Source organism: Herbiconiux sp. A18JL235 (genome assembly GCF_040939305.1).
Classification (GTDB): Bacteria; Actinomycetota; Actinomycetes; order Actinomycetales; family Microbacteriaceae; genus Herbiconiux.
The window spans coordinates 1,633,710-1,652,894 of the sequence record NZ_CP162511.1; the positions used below are offsets into that span (position 1 = coordinate 1,633,710).

Below are 19,185 nucleotides of genomic sequence, written 5' to 3' on the forward strand. Positions count from 1 at the left end.
GCCTGCATCGAACGGGCCGACGAGTGCCGGCCACGCCTTCTGACGGAAGCAGGAACCATGCCAGACACGCTCCCCGTGGTCAACCACTGGGTCTCCGGCGCCGAACTCGTGAGCACGAGCGGCCGAACCGCACCGGTCTACGACCCCGCTCTCGGTGTGCAGACGAAAGAGGTCGCCCTCGCGAACGGCCCCGAGATCGACGCCGCCGTCGCCGCGGCGAAGGCGGCCTTCCCGGGCTGGCGCGACACGAGCATCGCGAAGCGGCAGCAGGTGCTGTTCGCGTTCCGCGAGTTGCTGAACAGCCGCCGCGGCGAACTCGCCGAGATCCTCACGAGCGAGCACGGCAAGGTGCTCTCCGACGCGGCCGGCGAGATCGCGCGCGGCCTCGAGGTGGTCGAGCTCGCCACGGGCTTCCCGCACCTGCTGAAGGGTGAGTACTCCGAGAACGTGTCGACCGGGGTCGACGTCTACTCGCTGAAGCAGCCCCTCGGTGTCGTCGGCATCATCAGCCCGTTCAACTTCCCGGCGATGGTGCCGATGTGGTTCTTCCCCATCGCCATCGCGGCGGGCAACACGGTCGTGCTGAAGCCGAGCGAGAAAGACCCGAGCGCCGCCAACTGGCTCGCTGCGCTGTTCAAAGAGGCCGGTCTTCCCGACGGCGTGTTCAACGTCCTCCACGGCGACAAGGAGGCGGTCGACGGCCTGCTCGAGCACCGCGACGTGAAGAGCATCTCCTTCGTCGGCTCGACCCCCATCGCCCACTACATCTACGAGACCGCGGCCCGCAACGGCAAGCGCGTGCAGGCTCTCGGCGGCGCGAAGAACCACATGCTGGTGCTTCCCGACGCCGACCTCGACCTCGCCGCCGACGCCGCCATCAACGCCGGCTTCGGGTCGGCCGGTGAGCGCTGCATGGCCATCAGCGTGCTGGTCGCCGTCGACACCATCGCCGACGAGCTGGTCGCGAAGATCCAGGAGCGCATGGCCGGGCTGAAGACCGGCGACGGCCGCCGCTCCTGCGACATGGGCCCGCTCATCACGAGGGTGCACCGCGACAAGGTCGCCGGCTACATCGACGTCGCGCACACCGACGGCGCCACCGTCGTGGTCGACGGCCGCGGGGTCGAGGTCGACGGCGAGGCCGACGGCTTCTGGCTCGGCCCCACCCTCATCGACAACGTGCCCACGAGCTCCACCGTGTACCTCGACGAGATCTTCGGCCCGGTGCTCTCCGTCGTGCGCGTCCACTCCTACGAGGAGGGCGTCGACCTCATCAACAACGGCGCCTACGGCAACGGCACCGCCATCTTCACCAACGACGGGGGTGCGGCCCGCCGCTTCCAGAACGAGGTCGAGGTGGGGATGATCGGCATCAACGTGCCCATCCCGGTGCCCGTCGCCTACCACTCCTTCGGCGGTGTCAAAGACTCGATCTTCGGCGACACGAAGGCCTACGGCCTCGCGGGCTTCCGCTTCTTCACCCAGGAGAAGGCGGTCACCTCGCGTTGGCTCGACCCCTCGCACGGCGGCATCAACCTCGGCTTCCCGCAGAACTGACGAGCGGATGCGCGGGCCGGCCCACACAGACTGGCCCGTGCATCCGTCGGCGCACCCCCGATCCGGCGGGCGCGCATCCGGAAGCTAGGATTGACCCTCGTGGCTCTTACTATCGCGATCGTCGGACTCCCCAACGTGGGCAAGTCCACCCTGTTCAACGCCCTCACCAAGAACCAGGTTCTGGCGGCGAACTACCCGTTCGCGACCATCGAGCCGAACGTGGGAGTGGTGAACCTGCCCGACCCGCGTCTGACCAAGCTGGCCGAGATCTTCGGCAGTGAGCGCATCCTGCCGGCCCCGGTGTCGTTCGTCGACATCGCGGGAATCGTCAAGGGTGCGAGCGAGGGTGAGGGGCTCGGCAACAAGTTCCTCGCGAACATCCGTGAGGCCGACGCCATCGCGCAGGTCATCCGCGGTTTCACCGACTCCGACGTCGTGCACGTCGACGGCAAGGTCGACGCGGCGAGTGACATGGAGACGATCAACACCGAGCTCATCCTCGCCGACCTGCAGACGCTGGAGAAGGCGGAGGCGCGCTACGAGAAGGAGGTGCGCGGCAAGAAGCTCGAGCCGATCGTGCTCTCCACCGCCCAGGAGGCGCGTGCCTACCTCGACACGGGCAAGCCGCTCTCGACCTCGTCGATCGACCTCGAGCCCATCAAGGAACTCGGGCTGCTCACCGCGAAGCCGTTCATCTACGTGTTCAACGTCGACGAGGAGATCCTCACCGATCCTGCCCGCAAGGATGCGCTGGCCGCCCTGGTCGCGCCCGCCACCGCGATCTTCCTCGACGCCAAGCTCGAGTCGGAGCTCATCGACCTCGACCCCGAAGACGCCGCCGAACTCCTCGCCTCCACCGGCCAGGAGGAGAGCGGCCTCGACCAGCTCGCCCGCATCGGCTTCGACACGCTCGGCCTCCAGACCTACCTCACGGCCGGGCCCAAGGAGTCGCGCGCCTGGACCATCGGCAAGGGCTGGACGGCTCCGCAGGCGGCCGGTGTCATCCACACCGACTTCCAGAAGGGCTTCATCAAGGCCGAGATCATCTCCTTCGACGACCTCGTCGAGACCGGCTCCGTCGCCGAGGCCCGCGCCAAGGGCAAGGCCCGCATCGAGGGCAAGGACTACATCATGCACGACGGCGACGTCGTCGAGTTCCGCTTCAACAACTGAGCCGGAGCCGGTCAGCATCATGGGGGCGCCGGATGTCGTCTGGTTGTGGCGGCCGACCGGTCCGGAAGAGTTCGAGCTCGTTCGGGAGTCGGGATTCAAGCGGTGGCCACCCCGTCTCCCGGATCAGCCGATCTTCTATCCCGTCCTGAACGAAGACTACGCGGATCGGATCGCTCGCGAGTGGAACGTGCCGGCGTCCGGAGTCGGGTACGTGACTCGCTTCGCCGTCCGCAAGGCCTTCCTCGACGACTTCGACGTCCATCAGGTGGGCGGTCAGACAATCCTCGAGTATTGGATTCCGGCGGAGGATCTGGAAGCGCTGAACGACAACATCATCGGCGTGATCGAGGAGGTCAGGCGGTTCGAGTGAGCCGCGCGATGTGCCGCGCCATCGCGCTCGGTGGCGAGAGGGCCAGTCGACCAACTCCTGGGGTACTACATCAGCGCACTGCCGAGGCTGGCCATCGGCAACTACACCGAGTTCCGCTCCGCTGCGTTCGTCCCCGGGTACGGTTGGACGATGAGCAATGCCATGCCCGTCTCCGACATCTGGGGCTGACTCGTGCGCAGCGTCCCCGACGACATCCTCGGCTACCAGGCTCGGCTCGACGACGAGTCTCGGGCCGTCTGCGATGTGCTGCTCAGAGTCATCGAAGGAGAGCTCCCCGACGCCGACCGCAAGGTGTGGCACGCGCATCCGGTGTGGTTCTTCGAGGGGAACCCGGTGGTGGGGTACGACCGGCTGAAGGCCTCGGTGCGGCTGCTGTTCTGGAGCGGGCGGGCCTTCGACGAACCAGGCCTGACGCCCGAGGGCAGCTTCCAGGCCGCCGAGGCGCGCTACACCGACCCCGGGCAGATCGATTCGGCGGCGCTTCGGCGCTGGCTGGGCAAGGCGCGCGAACTGCAGTGGAACTACCGCGACATCCGGCGCAACCGGGGACTCGTGCCGCTGCGCGGAGTCGGGGCCTGAGCAGACCTCCTGCACAGGCCCGGCCGTGTCCACAGATCGGGACGAGCGGCTCTCTGACACGGATGTTCTCCGGTAGCATCCGAGTCGCAGCACTGTCACGGAAGGATGCTCCATGCCGACATCGACCACCACCGACGCCCTCGCCCGTGCCGGTGGTTTCACCCTGGCCGCCGGTGCGGTGTTCGTCGCCGCGGGCGCGACCGCGTGGACGGTCGTCACCCGGCAACTTCGCGCCGAGAAGATCGAGGTGCCGGGGAACGCACCCGCATTCGCGGGCAAGCCCGTGCAGGGCCCCGCGACGGCCTACGTGGAGGCGCTCGTGATCAAGGGCAACGCTGAGCGCGGAGCCGGCGGCCGCACCTTCGCCGACATCAGCGCAGCCCTGCGCGAGGTGGCACCAGGCAGCGACGAGGCGGCAGAACTCCGCAAGCAGAGCATGTCGCTGTCAACCGCCGCGTCGCTGCGCACCGCGCTCATGACCTCCGTGCTCGCCTACGGCGTGAGCGCCCTCGTGACGGGCCTCGGCGCCTTCTTCGTCGTGACCGGCTCGGTGCTGCGCCGAGCCGGTCGGTAGAACCGCGGGTAGCCCGTAATGGTACCCGCCTCCCTCGCCGGCACGTTCGCCCTCGCGGCCCTCGCGCTCATCCTCATCCCCGGCCCGAGCGTGCTGTTCGTCGTCGGTCGCTCCCTCGCCTTGGGGCGTCTCGGCGGCCTCCTGAGCGTGCTGGGCAACGCGCTCGGTATGCTCCCCGCCATCGCCCTGGTCGCCCTTGGTGTCGGAACGCTGGTCGCCCAGTCGGTCGTCGTGTTCACCATCATGAAGATCGCGGGCGCCGCCTACCTCGTCTACCTCGGGGTGCAGGTCATCCGTCACCGCAACGACCACACCGACAGCGAGACGGATGCTCCCCGCCGTCGCCCGTCGCCGTGGCGCCTGGTGGGGGAGGGCTTCGTCGTCGGGGCGACCAACCCCAAGACGATCGTCTTCTTCGTGGCGGTGCTGCCGCAGTTCGTCGACTACGGCGCGGGCAACATCCCGTTCCAGCTCGCCGAACTAGGCCTGATCTTCTTCACGATCGCCCTCGCCTGCGACAGCGTCTGGGCGCTCGCCGCCGGCTCGGCCCGCGCCTTCCTCGCCCGCCACCCCCGCAGCCTCCCGCGCCTCGGAGCCGCCGGCGGCGTCATGATGATCGGCCTCGGCGGCGCCCTCGTCTTCACCGGCTCGAAGTCGTAGCGTCATAGCGTCCCGCCGCCCGACCGGCCCGTTCTGGGGGAGGCGCGGGTGCACCGGCGCGGCATACGCTCGGGGCGCAGGGCGGGCGCGTCGCTCGGTGCAGGAGGAGCGACATGGGTGAGCACGGCACAGCGGAGTCCGATTCGGGGGAGCACGGCACAGCGGAGTCCGATTCGGGTGAGCACGGCCCGGGGCGGCACGCCCACGGCCGGCCCCACGGGTCGACGCGGCCCGCGGGCCTTCTGAGAGGCGACGAAGGCTTCGAAGAGGCCGTGACCGACGGCGTGTTCAACGTCGTCGCCGCCGCGACGGGGGAGCCGCTGCCGCTGCCCGACGCGATCGTCTTTCCGCAGACGGAGGCGGACGTGGTCGAGATCGTCCGTGCCGCCCGCGCCACCGGGCAGCGCATAGCGGTGCGCTCCGGGGGCCACAGCTGGGTGGCGTCGACGGTGCGGGGCGATGGCGTGCTCGTCGACCTCGAGGCGTTCGACGGCGTCGAGCTCGACGCGCCCGCCCTTCGCGCGACCGTGGGCGCTGGCGTGCGAGGCGGTGACCTGTCGCCGCAGCTCGTCGCGGCCGGCGTCGCGTTCCCGGTCGGGCACTGCGGGCGCCCTGCCGTCGGAGGCTTCCTGCTCGGCGGCGGCCTCGGTGTGAACTGGGGGCATTGGAAACCCGCCTGCTTCTCCATCCGCAGTCTCAGGGTCGTCACCGCCGACGGCGAGGCCGTGACCGCCTCGCCCGTGGAGAACGACGATCTGTTCTGGCTCGCCCGCGGCAGCGGCCCGGGCTTCCCCGGCGTCGTCACCGCTTTCGAGCTCGAGCTGCAGCCGCTGCCCCGCGCCATCCGCGTCTCGACCTGGTCGTTCCCGCTCACCGATCTCGCGGCCGTCACCGCCTGGATCACGGATGCGTCACCCCTGCTCCCGACGAACGTCGAGCTCTCCCTCGTGACGTCGGGCCCCCAGCGGCCGGGCGGCCTCGGTGCCGACGACCCGCATCCGCTTGTCGTGGGCGTCGCGGCCACGGTCTTCGCCGCCGACGACGACGAGGCACGACGGGCCCTCGCGCCCCTGGGTGATGGACCCGCCACCGGCGTCGAGCCGCTCGACCACGCCGCCTTCCTCGACGTGCGCCTCGATCAGCTCCACGTGCCCGTCGACGCCACCTACCCCGAGGGCGCCCGCTACCTCGCCGACACCTTCTGGTTCTCAGGTGACCTCGTCGAGACGACGGCACTCCTGCCCGACCTCATGGCGAAGGCACCCTCCGGCCGCAGCTATGTGCTCGCAGGACTCCCGGCGAACGGCGCGGGAGCTGACCTCCTCACCCCGGGCGAGGCCGCCTACGGCATGCACGACACGACGTGCCTCATCGTCTACACGATCTGGGACGACCCGGCCGACGACGCCCGCAACCGCGCCTGGCTCGACGAGGTGGCAGCGGCCCTCGAGCCGACCGCGACCGGGAACTTCATCAGCGAGGCCGACATCCGCCACCGTCCCGAGCGAGTGCCCGGTTCCTTCCGTGCCGAGGACTGGGAGCGCATCCAGCAGCTGCGCCGGCGTTTCGACCCCGACGGCGTGTTCCACAGCTACCCGGGGGAGTGACACCCCCACGCATTGCTACTGTCGGAGCGTGGCGCACCGCTGGAGGTCGCCGTCGCACGTCAAGGGGGTCGGATGAGCACCGGGAACACGAACACGCACACGCATCTGCACATGCACACGCACGCGCACATGCTCACCGTCGTGAAGAACGGCAGACTCAACCCCGACGTGCGGCTCTGGACGGGCATCGCCGCCATCGCCGTGGGCCTGCTCACCTTCGCCGAGTTCCTCGTGCAGGCGCTGCTCGTCGGCGCGCGCCCGGCTCTCGACGACGACCGCGCGCTCACCGAGTTCATGACCCGCACGGCCAATCAGACCCTCTTCACCATCCTCATCGACACCTTCCTTATGGCGGCGCTCATCGTCTTCATCTCGGGCTTCCGTCAGCTCATCACCCACACCAGGCCCGACCTGCAGTGGGTCGCGAACATCATGTACGGTGCGGGCCTGCTGTTCATCGCGGTGACCCTCGTCGGCGACGCGATGGAGGGCGGCACCGCCCTCGACACCATGGGGCTCGACCCGGATGCGTCGTCGTTGCGTGCGCTCACCGTGGGCCACACTCTCATGTTCGGTTCGATCGGATGCACGCTGAACGCTCTCGTCGCGGCCTCCGCCGCCTACCTCACCATCGCCTCCGAGGCACTGCCGAAGTGGACGGGATACATCGCCTACGCCGTCGCGGGCCTCAACCTGCTGTCGGTACCGACGATGTTCGGCGGCACGGCTCCCGACTCGTTCTTCGCCGCGGGCGGCGCCGCCACCGCGATGCTCGCGACCTTCCCGTGGCTGGTGTGGGTGGTGTGCGTCGGTTTCGTCGCCATCCGCGACCGCCGTCGCCTGGAACACCTCAGCCCCGCACTGCGCGAGCAGGTCGGGGCTGAGGACGAAGCGGATGCGGGTGCCACCGCGCGCTGAGGCGTCACTTCGACGGGGTGGAGAGCTCCTCGTCGGTCCACACGCCTGAATCCTCCGAGGCGACGTCGGAGTCGGAGCCCGACGCGTCGGCCTCCGCAGCCGCGCCCTTCTTCTTGCGCGGCTCGACGACACGCGGCCCACGACCCGGGCGGTAGACCGAGTTCTCGAGGCCGGGGTGGCGGCGCGACTGCACGATGAAGAGCACGATGCCGAGCGCGACGGCGAGGAACGACGCCCACACGTTCGCCGGGATGCCGAGGAAGCCGTCGCTCGTCGGGTCGATGCGGATGGCCTCGAGCCACGAGCGGCCGAGCCCGTACCAGACGAGGTAGAGCGCGAACAGCTTGCCCCAGCGCAGCTGGAAGCGGCGCTCGAGGAGGAGCAGCAGCGCGATGCCCACGACGTTCCAGATGATCTCGTAGAGGAACAGCGGGTGGAACAGGGTGCCGTCGGCGAGGCCCACCGGGAACTTACCGTTGGTCGATTCGATCTCGAGACCCCAGGGGAGCGTGGTCGGCAGACCGAACAGCTCGTGGTTGATGTAGTTGCCGATGCGGCCGATGGCCTGCGCGGCGAGCATGGCCGGGGCCAGTGCGTCGGCGAACGACCACAGCCTGATGCCCGAGAAGCGGCAGCCGATGTAGGCGCCGATGGCTCCGCCGATGAGCGAGCCGTAGAGGGCGTTGCCGCCGTCCCAGATGGCGAAGACGTTGAGCAGGTTCGCGCCGTCGTAGAAGTAGTCGCCGAGGTGCGTGAAGACGTGGTAGAACCGCGCCCCCACGATGCCGAGCGGCACGGCCCACAGCACGATGTCGACGACCACCCCGGGCTCGCCGCCGCGCTTGGTGAGGCGGGCGTTCACCCAGAACATCGCGACGATGATGCCGGCGAGGATGCACAGAGCGTAGGTGTGGATGGTGAGCGGCCCGATGTTGAACTGCTGGAACACCGGATCCGGGCTCGGGATGCTGAGTGGCGAGAAGGAGGGCACGCTGAATTGTAAAGCGTGGAGGCTCTCCGAGACGAACCAGTAGCCTCCGAATCGGTGCGCCGCTATGATTGACACAGTTGTTGTGTTGGCTTGTATTTCGAATGCGGAAGAAAGTACACCGCGACAGTAGGTCCCGGCAGGCGGGGCCGCTGATTTCGAAAAGAGAAAATCAATGCCTACTGGCACCGTGAAGTGGTTCAACTCCGAAAAGGGCTTCGGCTTCATCTCCCCCGACGACGGCGGCGAAGACGTGTTCGCCCACCACTCCGGCATCAACGGATCCGGTTACAAGAACCTCGAAGAGAACCAGCGCGTCGAGTTCGACGTCACCCAGGGCCGCAAGGGCCTGCAGGCCGAGAACATCACGCCCCTCGGCTGATCTCGCCTTCTCCTCGACGAGCCCGCACCCGCGACAGGGTGCGGGCTCGTCGCCGTGTGAGGCGCATCATCGGCGACGCCCCGACGCCTACCGGGGCAACACGCAGGTTCGGCGCGTACGGTCGAAGCATCTGACGAGCGCATCAGCTCACCACCGCGGCTGAGAAGTCGAATCCGACTCTGCGAGGCCCCCCTGAGCATCTCCTCTTCGTCCGTCGCCCGTGCCACCGTTCCGCGCAAATCCGGCCGTGCGCATCCCACCGCGGCCTACGCCGAGCTGCTCTCCACCGTCAAAGACCTCGGTCTGCTGCGCAAGCGCCAGGGCTTCTACATCACGATGTTCAGCGTGCTCGTCGCGGCGCTCGGCGGTGCCGTGACCGGGTTCATCCTGCTCGGCGACACCTGGTACCAGTTGCTCATCGCCGCCGCGCTCGGCATCATCCTCACGCAGTTCGCCTTCCTCGCCCATGAGGCCTCCCACCGTCAGGTGTTCGAGTCGAACCGCGCGAACGACCGCGCCGGCCGCACGCTCGCCACCGCCTTCGTCGGCATGAGCTATGCCTGGTGGATGTCGAAGCACACCCGCCACCACGGCAACCCGAACACCGTCGGCAAAGACCCCGACATCGATCGCGACACGGTCTCGTTCGTCGAGCAGGACGCCGCGCGGGCGAGGGGCCCGATGAAGCTCCTCACCCGCCACCAGGGCTGGCTGCTCTACCCCCTCATGCTGCTCGAGGGCATCAACCTGCACTACCTCTCCTTCAAGACGCTGTTCGGCCGCGGCAAGGTCGAGGGCAGGCAGGTCGAGCTGTGGTCGATCGGTCTGCGACTCGCGGTGTACCTGGGCGTCGTGTTCTGGTGCCTCCCGCTCGGCATGGCCTTCGCCTTCATCGGCGTTCAGCTCGCGGTCTTCGGGCTCTACATGGGCGCCTCCTTCGCCCCGAACCACATCGGCATGAAGGTGTTCCCGGCGGGCTCGCGCGTCGACTTCCTGTCGAAGCAGGTGCTCTCCTCGCGCAGCATCCGCGGCGGCTGGGGCATGACGACGTTCATGGGCGGCCTCGACCTCCAGGTCGAGCACCACCTCTTCCCGAGCATGCCCCGCCCGAGTCTCATGCGGGTGCGCCCGATCGTGCAGGAGTACTGCGCCTCCCACAACATCCCGTACACCCAGACATCGCTGCTCGAGGCCCATCGCCAGGTGATCGCCTACATGAGCCGCGTCGGGCTCGCTGCACCCGACCCGTTCGACTGCCCCCTGGTGAACCAGTACCGCGTCAAGCGGGCGTGAGCCCGCACGGTGCTCGGTATCGTGGAGGCGTGAACTCACCGATCGCCGTCGCCCGCCGTGCCGTCCTCCTAGCTGCGACCGCCGTCGCCGCGGTCGGGCTCGCGGCGCTGCCGGCCGCGTCGGCATGGGCGCACGACGACCTCGTGTCGTCGAACCCGGCAGCCGACTCGTCGATCGCCGACGACCCGGGCGTGGTCACGCTGGCCTTCTCCGAGCCGTTGCTCTCGTTGGGGGAGTCGACCGACGGTTTCGCCCTGCAGGTCGTCGACCCCGAGGGCCTGCACTACGAATCGGGATGCCTCGCCCTCGACGGCGCCCAGGTGACGAGTCCGGTCGCGCTGGGCGACGCCGGCGGCTACGTCGTGCTGTGGCAGGTCGTCTCTTCCGACGGGCACCCCACCTCGGGTCAGTTCGAGTTCGACTACGAGCCGCAGTCGCTGGCGAACGCCGCCGACGGGCTCACTCAGGCGCCGGTCTGCGGCGAGCCGTGGTCGGGAGCACCCGACGGCTCCCCGACGCCGACCCCCACGGCGGCCGAGCCCACCCCCACGGCCACCGATGACTCCTCCGTGGCGACGACGGCTCCGAGCACCGCGGCGGCGACCGACCCGGGTGCCGACTCCGGCGACCCCGCCGCAGCACCCGCCCCCCTTCCCTGGTACGCGATCGTGCTGATCGCCGTCGCCGCAGCGGGCGCCCTGGCGGTCATCATCGTCATCGTGGTGCGGCGCAGCCGGGGCGGCGGCTTCGGCGGGCAGTGACTTCGCGCTACACTCGGCGCAGCGGGTGCCCCGCATCCGCTCACAATCGAACATCGACCGGCCATCAACCCGATGCGGGAGAGTCGCCTCAGGCGACACCGAAGGAGCAATCCTCCCCGATAATCTCTCAGGTCCTCGTACCGCATCGCTTGGCCACTCTGGAAAGCAGTCCGCGGCATCGACGGCGGCTCGCCCACGGTGAAAGCCCTCCCGACGACCGGAGGGTGAAACTCTCAGGCACGATGACAGAGGGGGAGTTCTCGTAGCGCATCAGCGCTCCCACGTATCGCCGGCTGCGCCGGCGGGAACGGAGAACTCGTGACCGGCTCCACCGACCCCGCGACACCCGAGGCACCCGCCCTCGAGTCGCCGCTCCTCGACACGCATCGCGCCGCCGGCGCCTCCTTCACCGACTTCGCCGGCTGGCAGATGCCGGTGCGTTACTCCAGCGACCTCGCCGAGCACCACGCGGTGCGCACCGCCGCCGGTCTGTTCGACCTCTCGCACATGGCGGAGTTCCGCGTGAGAGGGCCGGAGGCCGCCGCCCTGCTCGACCACGCGCTGGCGGGCCGGCTCTCGGCGATCGAGGAGGGTCAGGCGAAGTACTCGTTGCTGCTCGCCGAGTCGGGCGGCATCGTCGACGACGTCGTGGTCTACCGGCTGGGGGCCGAGGAGTTCCTGGTGGTGGCGAACGCCTCGAACCACGACCCGGTGGCGGAGGCGCTCGGCGAGCGATCGGCGGGCTTCGACGCGCAGATCGCCGATGAGAGCGCGGCCACGGCGCTCGTCGCGGTGCAGGGCCCGGCCTCCCGGCAGGTGCTCGAGCAGACCGCGGGGATCCGGATCGCCGGTCTCGACGGGTTGCGGTACTACCGCAGCACCCCCGGATCGTTCGACGGTGTCGACCTCCTCGTGGCGCGCACCGGCTACACGGGGGAGGACGGGTTCGAGCTGTACCTCGACCGTGCCGCCGCGCCCGCGCTCTGGAACGCCCTGCTCGCCGCGGGCGAGCCGCTCGGCCTCGTGCCCGCCGGTCTCGCCAGCCGCGACACCCTGCGCCTCGAGGCGGGGATGCCGCTCTACGGCCACGAGCTCTCGCTCGAGACGCTGCCCGAGCAGGCGGGCCTCGGTCGGGTGGCAGACCTCGGCAAGAGCGACTTCGTCGGCCGCGAGGCGCTCCTCGCCGGCGCTCCCGACGGTGCGCCCGTGCTGGTCGCGCTGGTGGCCGAGGGCAAGCGAGCGGCTCGCGCCGGCTACGAGGTCTTCGCCTCCGACGACTCCACCGAGGCGGTGGGCGTCGTGACGAGCGGCGCACTCTCACCGACCCTCGGGCATCCGATCGCCCTCGCCTACGTGGCGCCCGCATTCGCCGCACCGGACGCCGAGCTGAGCGTCGACATCCGGGGCAAGCGCCTCGCCTACCGCACCGCACCCCACCCGTTCTACCGCCGGAAGAAGGACTGACATGGCCGACCACGAAGAACTGCGCTACACCGCCGAGCACGAGTGGGTGAAGGTCGACGGCTCCGTCGCCACGATCGGAATCACCGCCTATGCCGCGGCCCAGCTGGGCGACATCGTCTACCTCGACCTGCCCGACGCCGGAACCGAGGTCGCGGGCGGTTCGGTGGTGGGCGAGATCGAGTCGACGAAGTCGGTCGGCGAGCTGTTCGCGCCCGTCGACGGCACCGTCGTGGAGAAGAACTCCGCCGTCGAAGACAGCCCCGAGCTCGTGAACGACGACCCGTTCGGCGCCGGCTGGCTGCTCAAGGTGGAGTTCACCGAGCTCCCCGCCCTGCTCTCGGCAGCCGAGTACGCGGCTCTGACGGGGGAGTGACCGCACCGATGACCGACGTCTTCGCCCGCCGCCACATCGGAACTGATGCTGCTGCGCGATCCCACATGCTGGAGACCGTGGGCTACGGCAGCCTCGCCGAGCTGATGGCCGCCGCCGTACCCGGCTCGATCGCCTTCGACCGCACCCTGCACGACTCGCTGGTGCCCCCGGCCGCCACCGAGCGGGAGGCCGTGGCGGAGCTCCGCGCCCTCGCCGCGCGCAACACGGTCGCCACCTCGTACCTCGGGCTCGGCTACTACGACACCATCACGCCCGCGGTCATCACCCGCAACGTGCTCGAGAACCCGAGCTGGTACACCGCCTACACGCCGTACCAGCCGGAGATCTCGCAGGGGCGCCTCGAGGCGCTCATCACCTTCCAGACCATGGTCACCGACCTCACCGGCATGGCGACCGCGAACGCCTCGATGCTCGACGAGTCGACAGCCGCCGTCGAGGCGATGCTGCTGGCGCGCCGCGCCGGCAAGTCGGCATCGAACCGCTTCGTCGTCGACGCCGACGCCTTCCCGCAGACGATCTCGCTGTTCCGCTCGCGGGCCGAGGCCGTCGGCATCGAGATCGACGTGCTGCCGCTTCATGCGGAGGCGTCGGAGGTCGCGGGGGCCCCAGCGGCTCTCGGCGACGCCTTCGGCGTGTTCGTGCAGTACCCGGGCGCCTCGGGCCGGGTCGCCGACCCTTCGGCCGTCATCGCCGCCGTGAAGGCGCAGGGCGGCATCGCCGTCGTGGCCGCCGACCTGCTCGCGCTGACGCTGCTGACGCCGCCCGGGGAACTCGGCGCGGACGTCGTGGTCGGCACCAGTCAGCGCTTCGGCGTGCCGATGGGTTTCGGCGGCCCGCACGCCGGCTACCTGGCGGTACGCGCCGGACTCGAGCGGCAGCTCCCCGGCCGATTGGTGGGGGTGAGCGTCGACGCCGACGGGCATCCGGCCTACCGGCTCAGCCTCCAGGCGCGCGAGCAGCACATCAGGCGCGAGAAGGCGACGTCGAACATCTGCACCGCCCAGGTGCTTCTCGCCGTGATGGCCGCGATGTACGCGGTCTATCACGGGCCGGAGGGGCTCACCGCGATCGCGCGCGAGGTCAACCGCGCCGCCCGCACCCTGGGCTCGCGGCTCGTGGCCTCCGGTCACCGTCTGCGGCACACCGAGTTCTTCGACACGCTCGAGGTGTCGGTGCCCGAGCGTGCGGCGCGTCTCGTGCAGCACGCGCACTCCCGGGGCATCCTGCTGCGCTTCGTCGACGACGACACGGTCGCCGTCTCGGTCGACGAGACCACGGGCGACCCCGAGCTGCTCGAGCTACTGCGGGTCTTCGACGTCACCACGGGTGACGCGGGAGACGAGACCGCGCCGTCGCTCCCGGCGGGCCTCGAGCGCACGAGCGCCTTCCTCGGGCACGAGGTGTTCTCCAGCCACCGCTCCGAGACGGCGATGATGCGCTACCTCAAGCGGCTGGCCGACGCCGACTACGCGCTCGACCGCGGCATGATCCCGCTCGGTTCGTGCACCATGAAGCTCAACGCCGCCTCCGAGATGGAGGCCGTGACGTGGCGGGAGTTCGCGGGCGTGCATCCGTTCGCCCCGAAGACGGATGCGCAGGGCTACCTCGAACTCATCGCCCAGCTCGAGCGGTGGCTCGCCGACGTGACGGGGTACGACTCGGTGTCGTTGCAGCCGAACGCCGGCAGCCAGGGCGAGCTGGCGGGACTCCTCGCCATCCGCGGCTACCACCGCTCACGCGGCGACCTCGAACGCGCCGTGTGCCTCATCCCGTCGAGCGCCCACGGCACCAACGCGGCATCGGCGGTGCTCGCGGGCATGCGGGTGGTCGTGGTGGCCTGCGACGAGCTCGGCAACGTCGACCTCGACGACCTGCGCGCGAAGATCGAGGCCCACGCCGAGCAGCTCGCCGCCCTCATGATCACCTACCCGTCCACCCACGGGGTGTACGAGCACGACGTCGTCGAGATCTGCGCGCGCGTGCACGAGGCGGGCGGGCAGGTCTACGTCGACGGCGCCAACCTCAACGCGCTCCTGGGCTTCGCCCGATTCGGCGACTTCGGCGGCGACGTCTCGCACCTCAACCTGCACAAGACCTTCTGCATCCCGCACGGCGGCGGCGGCCCCGGAGTCGGGCCGGTGGCGGCGAAAGCGCACCTGGCTCCATTCCTCCCGGGGCATATCTTCGCCCAGGAGGCCGAGCACCTGATGGTCGACGGCTCGAGCGTCGTGCACGGAGGGGGCGCCGTCTCGGCCGCGCCGTACGGGAGCCCGAGCATCCTTCCCATCAGTTGGGCCTACGTGCGCATGATGGGCCTCGAGGGGCTCGCCGAGGCCACCGCGTCGGCGGTGCTGGCCGCGAACTACGTCGCCGCCCGGCTCGCGCCCCACTACCCGGTGCTCTACACCGGCGAGAACGGTCTCGTGGCCCACGAGTGCATCCTCGACCTGCGCGGCATCACGCAGAGCACGGGGGTGAGCGTCGACGACGTCGCCAAACGGCTCGTCGACTACGGCTTCCACGCGCCGACCATGAGCTTCCCGGTGGCGGGAACGCTCATGGTGGAGCCCACCGAGAGCGAAGACCTCGCCGAGATCGACCGCTTCATCGACGCGATGATCGGCATCAAGGCCGAGATCGACGCCGTCGCCGCGGGGGTGTGGCCCGCCGACGACAACCCGCTGCGGAACGCCCCCCACACCGCCCGCTCGGTGGTGGAGGGCGAGTGGAGCCACCCGTACGACCGCGAACGGGCGGTGTATCCCGTGAAGTCGCTCGTGCGCGGCAAGTACTGGCCGCCGGTGCGGCGCATCGACCAAGCCTACGGAGACCGCAACCTGGTCTGCGCCTGCCCACCGCCGGAGGCTTTCGAGTAGGGATGACCCGGCCCTCCGGTCAAGGGGTCTGCGGCACGGAGAACCCCGTGGACCCCGCTGGTAGGGTCGCACCATGCCTGTCGAGCCGGTCGCCCGCATCCGTTCTCTGCTCCTGACGGGGCTGGTGGCGGGCTTCGGGGCGACGATGGCGCTCGCGGGAGCGGGCGCGGCGGTGCCCGCCCGTGCTGCGGAGGCCGCTCCTGCGGCCGTCGTCGCCGATCCGCTGTTCGACGACGGCGCGTGCGTCGTGCTGCCGACGACCGACGGGGGAGGCGGCGGGGCGCAGTGCGCCGGTGTCGACCTGAGCGGCACCCGGTTCGGGGAGGCCGACTTCCGGGGGGCGAACCTCACCGGCGCGTCGTTCGTCGACGGCGACGTGCAGGGAGCCGTGTTCACCGGTGCCGATCTCACCGGGGCCGACTTCACCGGTGCGCGCATCGTGGGTGCCGACTTCACCGGTTCGAGCATCCTCCCCGCCACCCTCCAGGCCGAGGCGGATGCTTCGGGCACGGCCACCGTCGCCATCGAGCCCGTCACCCCGGCCGGGCTCACCCTCGACGGCTGCACGATCGTGGGCACCCCCGTCGAGTCGGGTCAGGCCTTCCCCGTCGGCACGTCGAACATGGTGTGCACCATCTCGTCGTCGTTCACCGGCACCGCGACGGCCCTCGTCGCCATCGAGGTGGCTCCGCCCGCCACGCCTGTCACGAGCGAGCCGCTGTTCACCGACCCGCCCAGCACGCCGGCGGCGGGCGACGACGACGAGCTCAACGTCGCGATGGTGATCGGGTTCATCGGGGGCGGGCTGCTGCTCGTGCTCGGCATCGCCGCATTCGTGTTCGCGAACCGCGGATCGGGCGGAGGCGGGTCGGGACGTCGATCGCGCGGCCGGGAATCGGGCAGTTCGCCGAGGGGCCGTCGAGCGGCCTGAGCCGCGAGTCAGCCGAACAGGTCGGGGAACCAGGCGACAGCCACGGGGAAGCCCACGAACGAGACGATGTCCATGATCCAGTGGGCGACGACGAGCGGCATCACCCGGCCCCAGCGCCAGTAGCACCAGCCGAAGATCACGCCCATCAGGAAGTTGCCGACGAACGGACCCGGCCCCTGGTAGAGGTGGTAGCTGCCGCGCAGTGCCGCCGCGGCGAGGATGATCCACCACTTCTGCCAGCCGAGCTGCCTGAGCCGGGTGAAGAGGTAACCGACGACGATCACCTCCTCCTGCAGGGCCGCCCGGAGGGCAGAGAGCACCAGGATGGGGATGGTGTACCAGTGGGCGTCGAGGGGCGAGGCGATCACCGCGGCACTCTGGCCGAGCAGCCGCCACACCGCGTAGAGCACGATGCCGGGCACGCCGACGACGAGCACCAGCAGCCAGCCGCGCCCGAGGTCGCGCAGCGGCTGCCGGAAGTCGAGGCCGACACGCCGGAACGGATTCGCTCCCGAGATGGCGAGCAGGTACAGGGCGAGGGCGACCGGGGCGAGGTCGAAGGCGATGGCGAGCAACTGGTAGGTCACATCGAGCCACTGCCGGTCGCTGAGCGCCCCGTTCAGGGTCGTCGATTGGTCGGCCAGGGCGGTGCCCTTGGTGAGTTTGGCCACGAGGCTCACCACCGAGTAGACGGCGGATGCGCCGAGCGAGACGGCGAGCACGATGGCGATCTCGGTGCCCAGCCGGCGGCGCCGGAGTGCGGTCCAGTCGAGGGCTCGGGACATCGCTCCACTTTCTTGCGTAAGACGCCAGATTCTCACGTCATCTGTGGGATCGGCACAAAGAATCCCAAGAATTAGTTTCTAGTCTGTAACTTTTTTCCCCGTGGTTTGCAGCGGGGGTGCCCCCCACTTAGGGTACTTCCTTAGGTCTCGCCCCTCACGAAGGGTCCTGCGGCCAACCCATTCTGCACAGGAGGAAAATTGAAAATGAGACGGTATGGCATCGGCGCGATCGCGCTGATCGCCGCGAGTGCGCTCGCCCTGTCCGGTTGCGCCAGCGGCAGCACCGACAGCTCGTCCGGCGACAGCGCAGCGGTCATCACGGCGAACGGCTCCGAGCCGCAGAACCCCCTGATCCCCACCAACACCAACGAGACCGGTGGCGGCAAGATCCTCGACTCGATCTTCGCGGGCCTGGAGTACTACGACGCCTCCGGCGCCCCCCAGCTCGACATGGCCGAGTCGATCGAGACCGACGACTCGAAGACCTTCACCATCAAGGTCAAGCCCGACCAGAAGTTCACCAACGGCGAGCCCGTCGACGCGAAGAGCTTCGTCGACGCCTGGCAGTACGGCGCTCTCCTGTCGAACGAGCAGCTGAACAGCTACTTCTTCGAAGACATCGAGGGCTTCAGCTACGACGAGGACAGCCCCCTCACCGGCCTCGAGGTCGTCGACGACCTCACCTTCACCGTGACCCTGAAGGAAGCGCGCTCCGACTTCCCGCTGCGGCTCGGCTACTCGGCGTTCTACCCGCTGCCCGCCTCGGCCTTCGAGGACATGGACGCGTTCGGTCAGAACCCCGTCGGCAACGGCCCGTACAAGCTGGCCTCCGACACCGCCTGGGCTCACAACGAGAAGATCGACCTGGTCGTGAACGAGGACTACCAGGGCGGCCGCAAGGCTGCCAACGGTGGTCTGACCATCGTCTTCTACGCCTCTGAAGACGCGGCCTACGCCGACCTCCTCGGTGGCAACCTCGACGTGCTCGACGCCGTGCCGGCCAGCGCCTTCGCGACCTTCGAGAACGACCTCGGCGACCGCGCTGTCAACCAGCCCGCCGCGATCTTCCAGTCGTTCACCATCCCGGAGCGCCTCGCGCACTTCGGCAACGACGAAGAGGGCAAGCTCCGCCGCGCCGCTCTGTCGATGGCGATCAACCGCGACGAGATCACCGACATCATCTTCGAGAACACCCGCACCCCCGCCAGCGACTTCACCTCCCCGGTGATCGACGGCTGGAGCGACTCGCTCGAGGGCGCCGACGTGCTGAAGTACGACGCCGACGAGGCCAAGAAGCTGTGGGCCCAGGCCGACGCCATCTCGCCCTGGTCGGGCTCGTTCCAGATCGCGTACAACGCCGACGGCGGGCACGCGGAGTGGGTCGACGCCGTGTCGAACAGCATCAAGAACACGCTCGGCATCGACGCGTCGGGTGCTCCGTACCCGACCTTCGCCGAGGCGCGCACCGCGATCACCGACCGCTCCATCCAGACCGCGTTCCGCACCGGATGGCAGGCCGACTACCCGGGTCTGTTCAACTTCCTCGGCCCGCTGTACGCCACCAACGCATCCTCGAACGACGGCGACTACTCGAACCCCGACTTCGACAAGCTGCTGCAGGAGGGTTCGTCGACGGCTGACTCCGCCACCGCGAACGAGGACTTCCAGAAGGCCCAGGAGATCCTCCTGAAGGACCTGCCCGCCATCCCGCTGTGGTACTCGAACGTGACCGGTGGTTACGGCGAGAACGTGCAGAACGTGGAGTTCGGCTGGAACTCGGTGCCGCTCTACTACGAGATCACCAAGGAGTAACACCCGCTCCTGTGGGGGCGGCGGCCATGTGCCGCCGCCC

19 protein-coding genes and 2 riboswitches are annotated in these 19,185 nt (G+C 69.4%); of the genes, 17 read left to right on the forward strand and 2 right to left on the reverse strand.

Annotated elements, in window-relative coordinates; all coding sequences use genetic code 11:
• Positions 1-57 precede the first annotated feature (57 nt).
• From ABFY20_RS07550 to ABFY20_RS07590, 9 genes are all read left to right on the forward strand, one after another.
• The gene (locus ABFY20_RS07550; RefSeq protein ID WP_368499326.1) at positions 58-1,557 is read left to right on the forward strand and encodes a CoA-acylating methylmalonate-semialdehyde dehydrogenase; all 1,500 of its coding nucleotides are present in this window, start codon (positions 58-60) and stop codon (positions 1,555-1,557) included.
• A gap of 99 nt (positions 1,558-1,656) precedes the next feature.
• On the forward strand, positions 1,657-2,730 hold the full coding sequence (gene ychF, locus ABFY20_RS07555; RefSeq protein WP_368499327.1) for a redox-regulated ATPase YchF: 1,074 nt from the start codon (positions 1,657-1,659) through the stop codon (positions 2,728-2,730).
• 19 nt (positions 2,731-2,749) lie between these two features.
• Positions 2,750-3,100, forward strand: coding sequence for a hypothetical protein (locus ABFY20_RS07560; protein ID WP_368499328.1), 351 nt, complete (start codon positions 2,750-2,752; stop codon positions 3,098-3,100).
• A 30-nt stretch (positions 3,101-3,130) separates the two neighbouring features.
• Positions 3,131-3,289, forward strand: a complete 159-nt coding sequence (locus ABFY20_RS07565) for a hypothetical protein (RefSeq protein ID WP_368499329.1) — start codon at positions 3,131-3,133, stop codon at positions 3,287-3,289.
• Between the two features lie 3 nt (positions 3,290-3,292).
• On the forward strand, positions 3,293-3,700 hold the full coding sequence (locus tag ABFY20_RS07570) for a hypothetical protein (RefSeq protein WP_368499330.1): 408 nt from the start codon (positions 3,293-3,295) through the stop codon (positions 3,698-3,700).
• Positions 3,701-3,812: 112 nt separating this feature from the next.
• Entirely contained in the window at positions 3,813-4,274 is a 462-nt protein-coding gene (locus tag ABFY20_RS07575) for an aromatic ring-opening dioxygenase LigA (protein ID WP_368499331.1), read from the forward strand.
• Between the two features lie 18 nt (positions 4,275-4,292).
• Complete coding sequence (locus ABFY20_RS07580; RefSeq protein ID WP_368499332.1) at positions 4,293-4,934, forward strand: LysE family translocator; 642 nt, start codon at positions 4,293-4,295, stop codon at positions 4,932-4,934.
• Positions 4,935-5,047: 113 nt separating this feature from the next.
• Positions 5,048-6,541: an FAD-binding oxidoreductase gene (locus ABFY20_RS07585; protein WP_368499333.1), complete on the forward strand. Its 1,494-nt coding sequence runs from the start codon at positions 5,048-5,050 to the stop codon at positions 6,539-6,541.
• Between the two features lie 72 nt (positions 6,542-6,613).
• The gene (locus ABFY20_RS07590; RefSeq protein ID WP_368499334.1) at positions 6,614-7,459 is read left to right on the forward strand and encodes a hypothetical protein; all 846 of its coding nucleotides are present in this window, start codon (positions 6,614-6,616) and stop codon (positions 7,457-7,459) included.
• A 4-nt stretch (positions 7,460-7,463) separates the two neighbouring features.
• On the opposite strand, the gene lgt is transcribed toward ABFY20_RS07590, so the two are convergent.
• Complete coding sequence (gene lgt / locus ABFY20_RS07595; protein WP_368499335.1) at positions 7,464-8,450, reverse strand: prolipoprotein diacylglyceryl transferase; 987 nt, start codon at positions 8,448-8,450, stop codon at positions 7,464-7,466.
• A 172-nt stretch (positions 8,451-8,622) separates the two neighbouring features.
• Here lgt and ABFY20_RS07600 point away from each other — a divergent pair, with 172 nt between their 5' ends.
• From ABFY20_RS07600 to ABFY20_RS07630, 7 genes are all read left to right on the forward strand, one after another.
• Entirely contained in the window at positions 8,623-8,829 is a 207-nt protein-coding gene (locus ABFY20_RS07600) for a cold-shock protein (RefSeq protein WP_171705213.1), read from the forward strand.
• A gap of 336 nt (positions 8,830-9,165) precedes the next feature.
• Entirely contained in the window at positions 9,166-10,122 is a 957-nt protein-coding gene (locus tag ABFY20_RS07605) for a fatty acid desaturase (RefSeq protein ID WP_368499336.1), read from the forward strand.
• Positions 10,123-10,151: 29 nt separating this feature from the next.
• On the forward strand, positions 10,152-10,883 hold the full coding sequence (locus tag ABFY20_RS07610; protein ID WP_368499337.1) for a copper resistance protein CopC: 732 nt from the start codon (positions 10,152-10,154) through the stop codon (positions 10,881-10,883).
• Positions 10,884-10,948: 65 nt separating this feature from the next.
• Positions 10,949-11,036: riboswitch (glycine riboswitch) on the forward strand.
• Positions 11,037-11,139, forward strand: a riboswitch (glycine riboswitch).
• A 62-nt stretch (positions 11,140-11,201) separates the two neighbouring features.
• Positions 11,202-12,347 (forward strand): glycine cleavage system aminomethyltransferase GcvT, encoded by a 1,146-nt coding sequence (gene gcvT / locus ABFY20_RS07615; RefSeq protein ID WP_368499338.1) that lies wholly within the window; start codon positions 11,202-11,204, stop codon positions 12,345-12,347.
• A gap of 1 nt (position 12,348) precedes the next feature.
• Complete coding sequence (gcvH, locus tag ABFY20_RS07620) at positions 12,349-12,720, forward strand: glycine cleavage system protein GcvH (protein ID WP_171705210.1); 372 nt, start codon at positions 12,349-12,351, stop codon at positions 12,718-12,720.
• Between the two features lie 8 nt (positions 12,721-12,728).
• A complete protein-coding gene (gcvP, locus tag ABFY20_RS07625; protein WP_368499339.1) occupies positions 12,729-15,617 on the forward strand; it encodes an aminomethyl-transferring glycine dehydrogenase in 2,889 nt (962 codons plus the stop codon).
• Positions 15,618-15,690: 73 nt separating this feature from the next.
• Positions 15,691-16,548, forward strand: a complete 858-nt coding sequence (locus tag ABFY20_RS07630; RefSeq protein ID WP_368499340.1) for a pentapeptide repeat-containing protein — start codon at positions 15,691-15,693, stop codon at positions 16,546-16,548.
• Between the two features lie 8 nt (positions 16,549-16,556).
• Here the strand turns inward: ABFY20_RS07630 and ABFY20_RS07635 are convergent, their stop codons facing one another.
• Positions 16,557-17,333, reverse strand: a complete 777-nt coding sequence (locus tag ABFY20_RS07635) for a CPBP family intramembrane glutamic endopeptidase (RefSeq protein WP_368499341.1) — start codon at positions 17,331-17,333, stop codon at positions 16,557-16,559.
• Between the two features lie 204 nt (positions 17,334-17,537).
• On the opposite strand from ABFY20_RS07635, the gene ABFY20_RS07640 reads away from it, so the two are divergent.
• Positions 17,538-19,145, forward strand: a complete 1,608-nt coding sequence (locus ABFY20_RS07640) for an ABC transporter substrate-binding protein (RefSeq protein WP_368499342.1) — start codon at positions 17,538-17,540, stop codon at positions 19,143-19,145.
• Positions 19,146-19,185: the final 40 nt, after the last annotated feature.

Excerpts from the sequence above, each read along its gene's own strand:
- ABFY20_RS07550 (WP_368499326.1), top strand. The coding sequence starts at position 58 with ATGCCAGACACGCTCCCCGTGGTCAACCACTGGGTCTCCGGCGCCGAA.
- ABFY20_RS07560 (WP_368499328.1), top strand. The coding sequence starts at position 2,750 with ATGGGGGCGCCGGATGTCGTCTGGTTGTGGCGGCCGACCGGTCCGGAA.
- ABFY20_RS07575 (WP_368499331.1), top strand. The coding sequence starts at position 3,813 with ATGCCGACATCGACCACCACCGACGCCCTCGCCCGTGCCGGTGGTTTC.
- ABFY20_RS07580 (WP_368499332.1), top strand. The coding sequence starts at position 4,293 with ATGGTACCCGCCTCCCTCGCCGGCACGTTCGCCCTCGCGGCCCTCGCG.
- ABFY20_RS07585 (WP_368499333.1), top strand. The coding sequence starts at position 5,048 with ATGGGTGAGCACGGCACAGCGGAGTCCGATTCGGGGGAGCACGGCACA.
- ABFY20_RS07590 (WP_368499334.1), top strand. The coding sequence starts at position 6,614 with ATGAGCACCGGGAACACGAACACGCACACGCATCTGCACATGCACACG.
- ABFY20_RS07600 (WP_171705213.1), top strand. The coding sequence starts at position 8,623 with ATGCCTACTGGCACCGTGAAGTGGTTCAACTCCGAAAAGGGCTTCGGC.
- ABFY20_RS07605 (WP_368499336.1), top strand. The coding sequence starts at position 9,166 with ATGTTCAGCGTGCTCGTCGCGGCGCTCGGCGGTGCCGTGACCGGGTTC.
- gcvH (WP_171705210.1), top strand. The coding sequence starts at position 12,349 with ATGGCCGACCACGAAGAACTGCGCTACACCGCCGAGCACGAGTGGGTG.
- gcvP (WP_368499339.1), top strand. The coding sequence starts at position 12,729 with ATGACCGACGTCTTCGCCCGCCGCCACATCGGAACTGATGCTGCTGCG.
- ABFY20_RS07630 (WP_368499340.1), top strand. The coding sequence starts at position 15,691 with ATGCCTGTCGAGCCGGTCGCCCGCATCCGTTCTCTGCTCCTGACGGGG.
- ABFY20_RS07635 (WP_368499341.1), bottom strand. The coding sequence starts at position 17,333 with ATGTCCCGAGCCCTCGACTGGACCGCACTCCGGCGCCGCCGGCTGGGC.
- ABFY20_RS07640 (WP_368499342.1), top strand. The coding sequence starts at position 17,538 with ATGAGACGGTATGGCATCGGCGCGATCGCGCTGATCGCCGCGAGTGCG.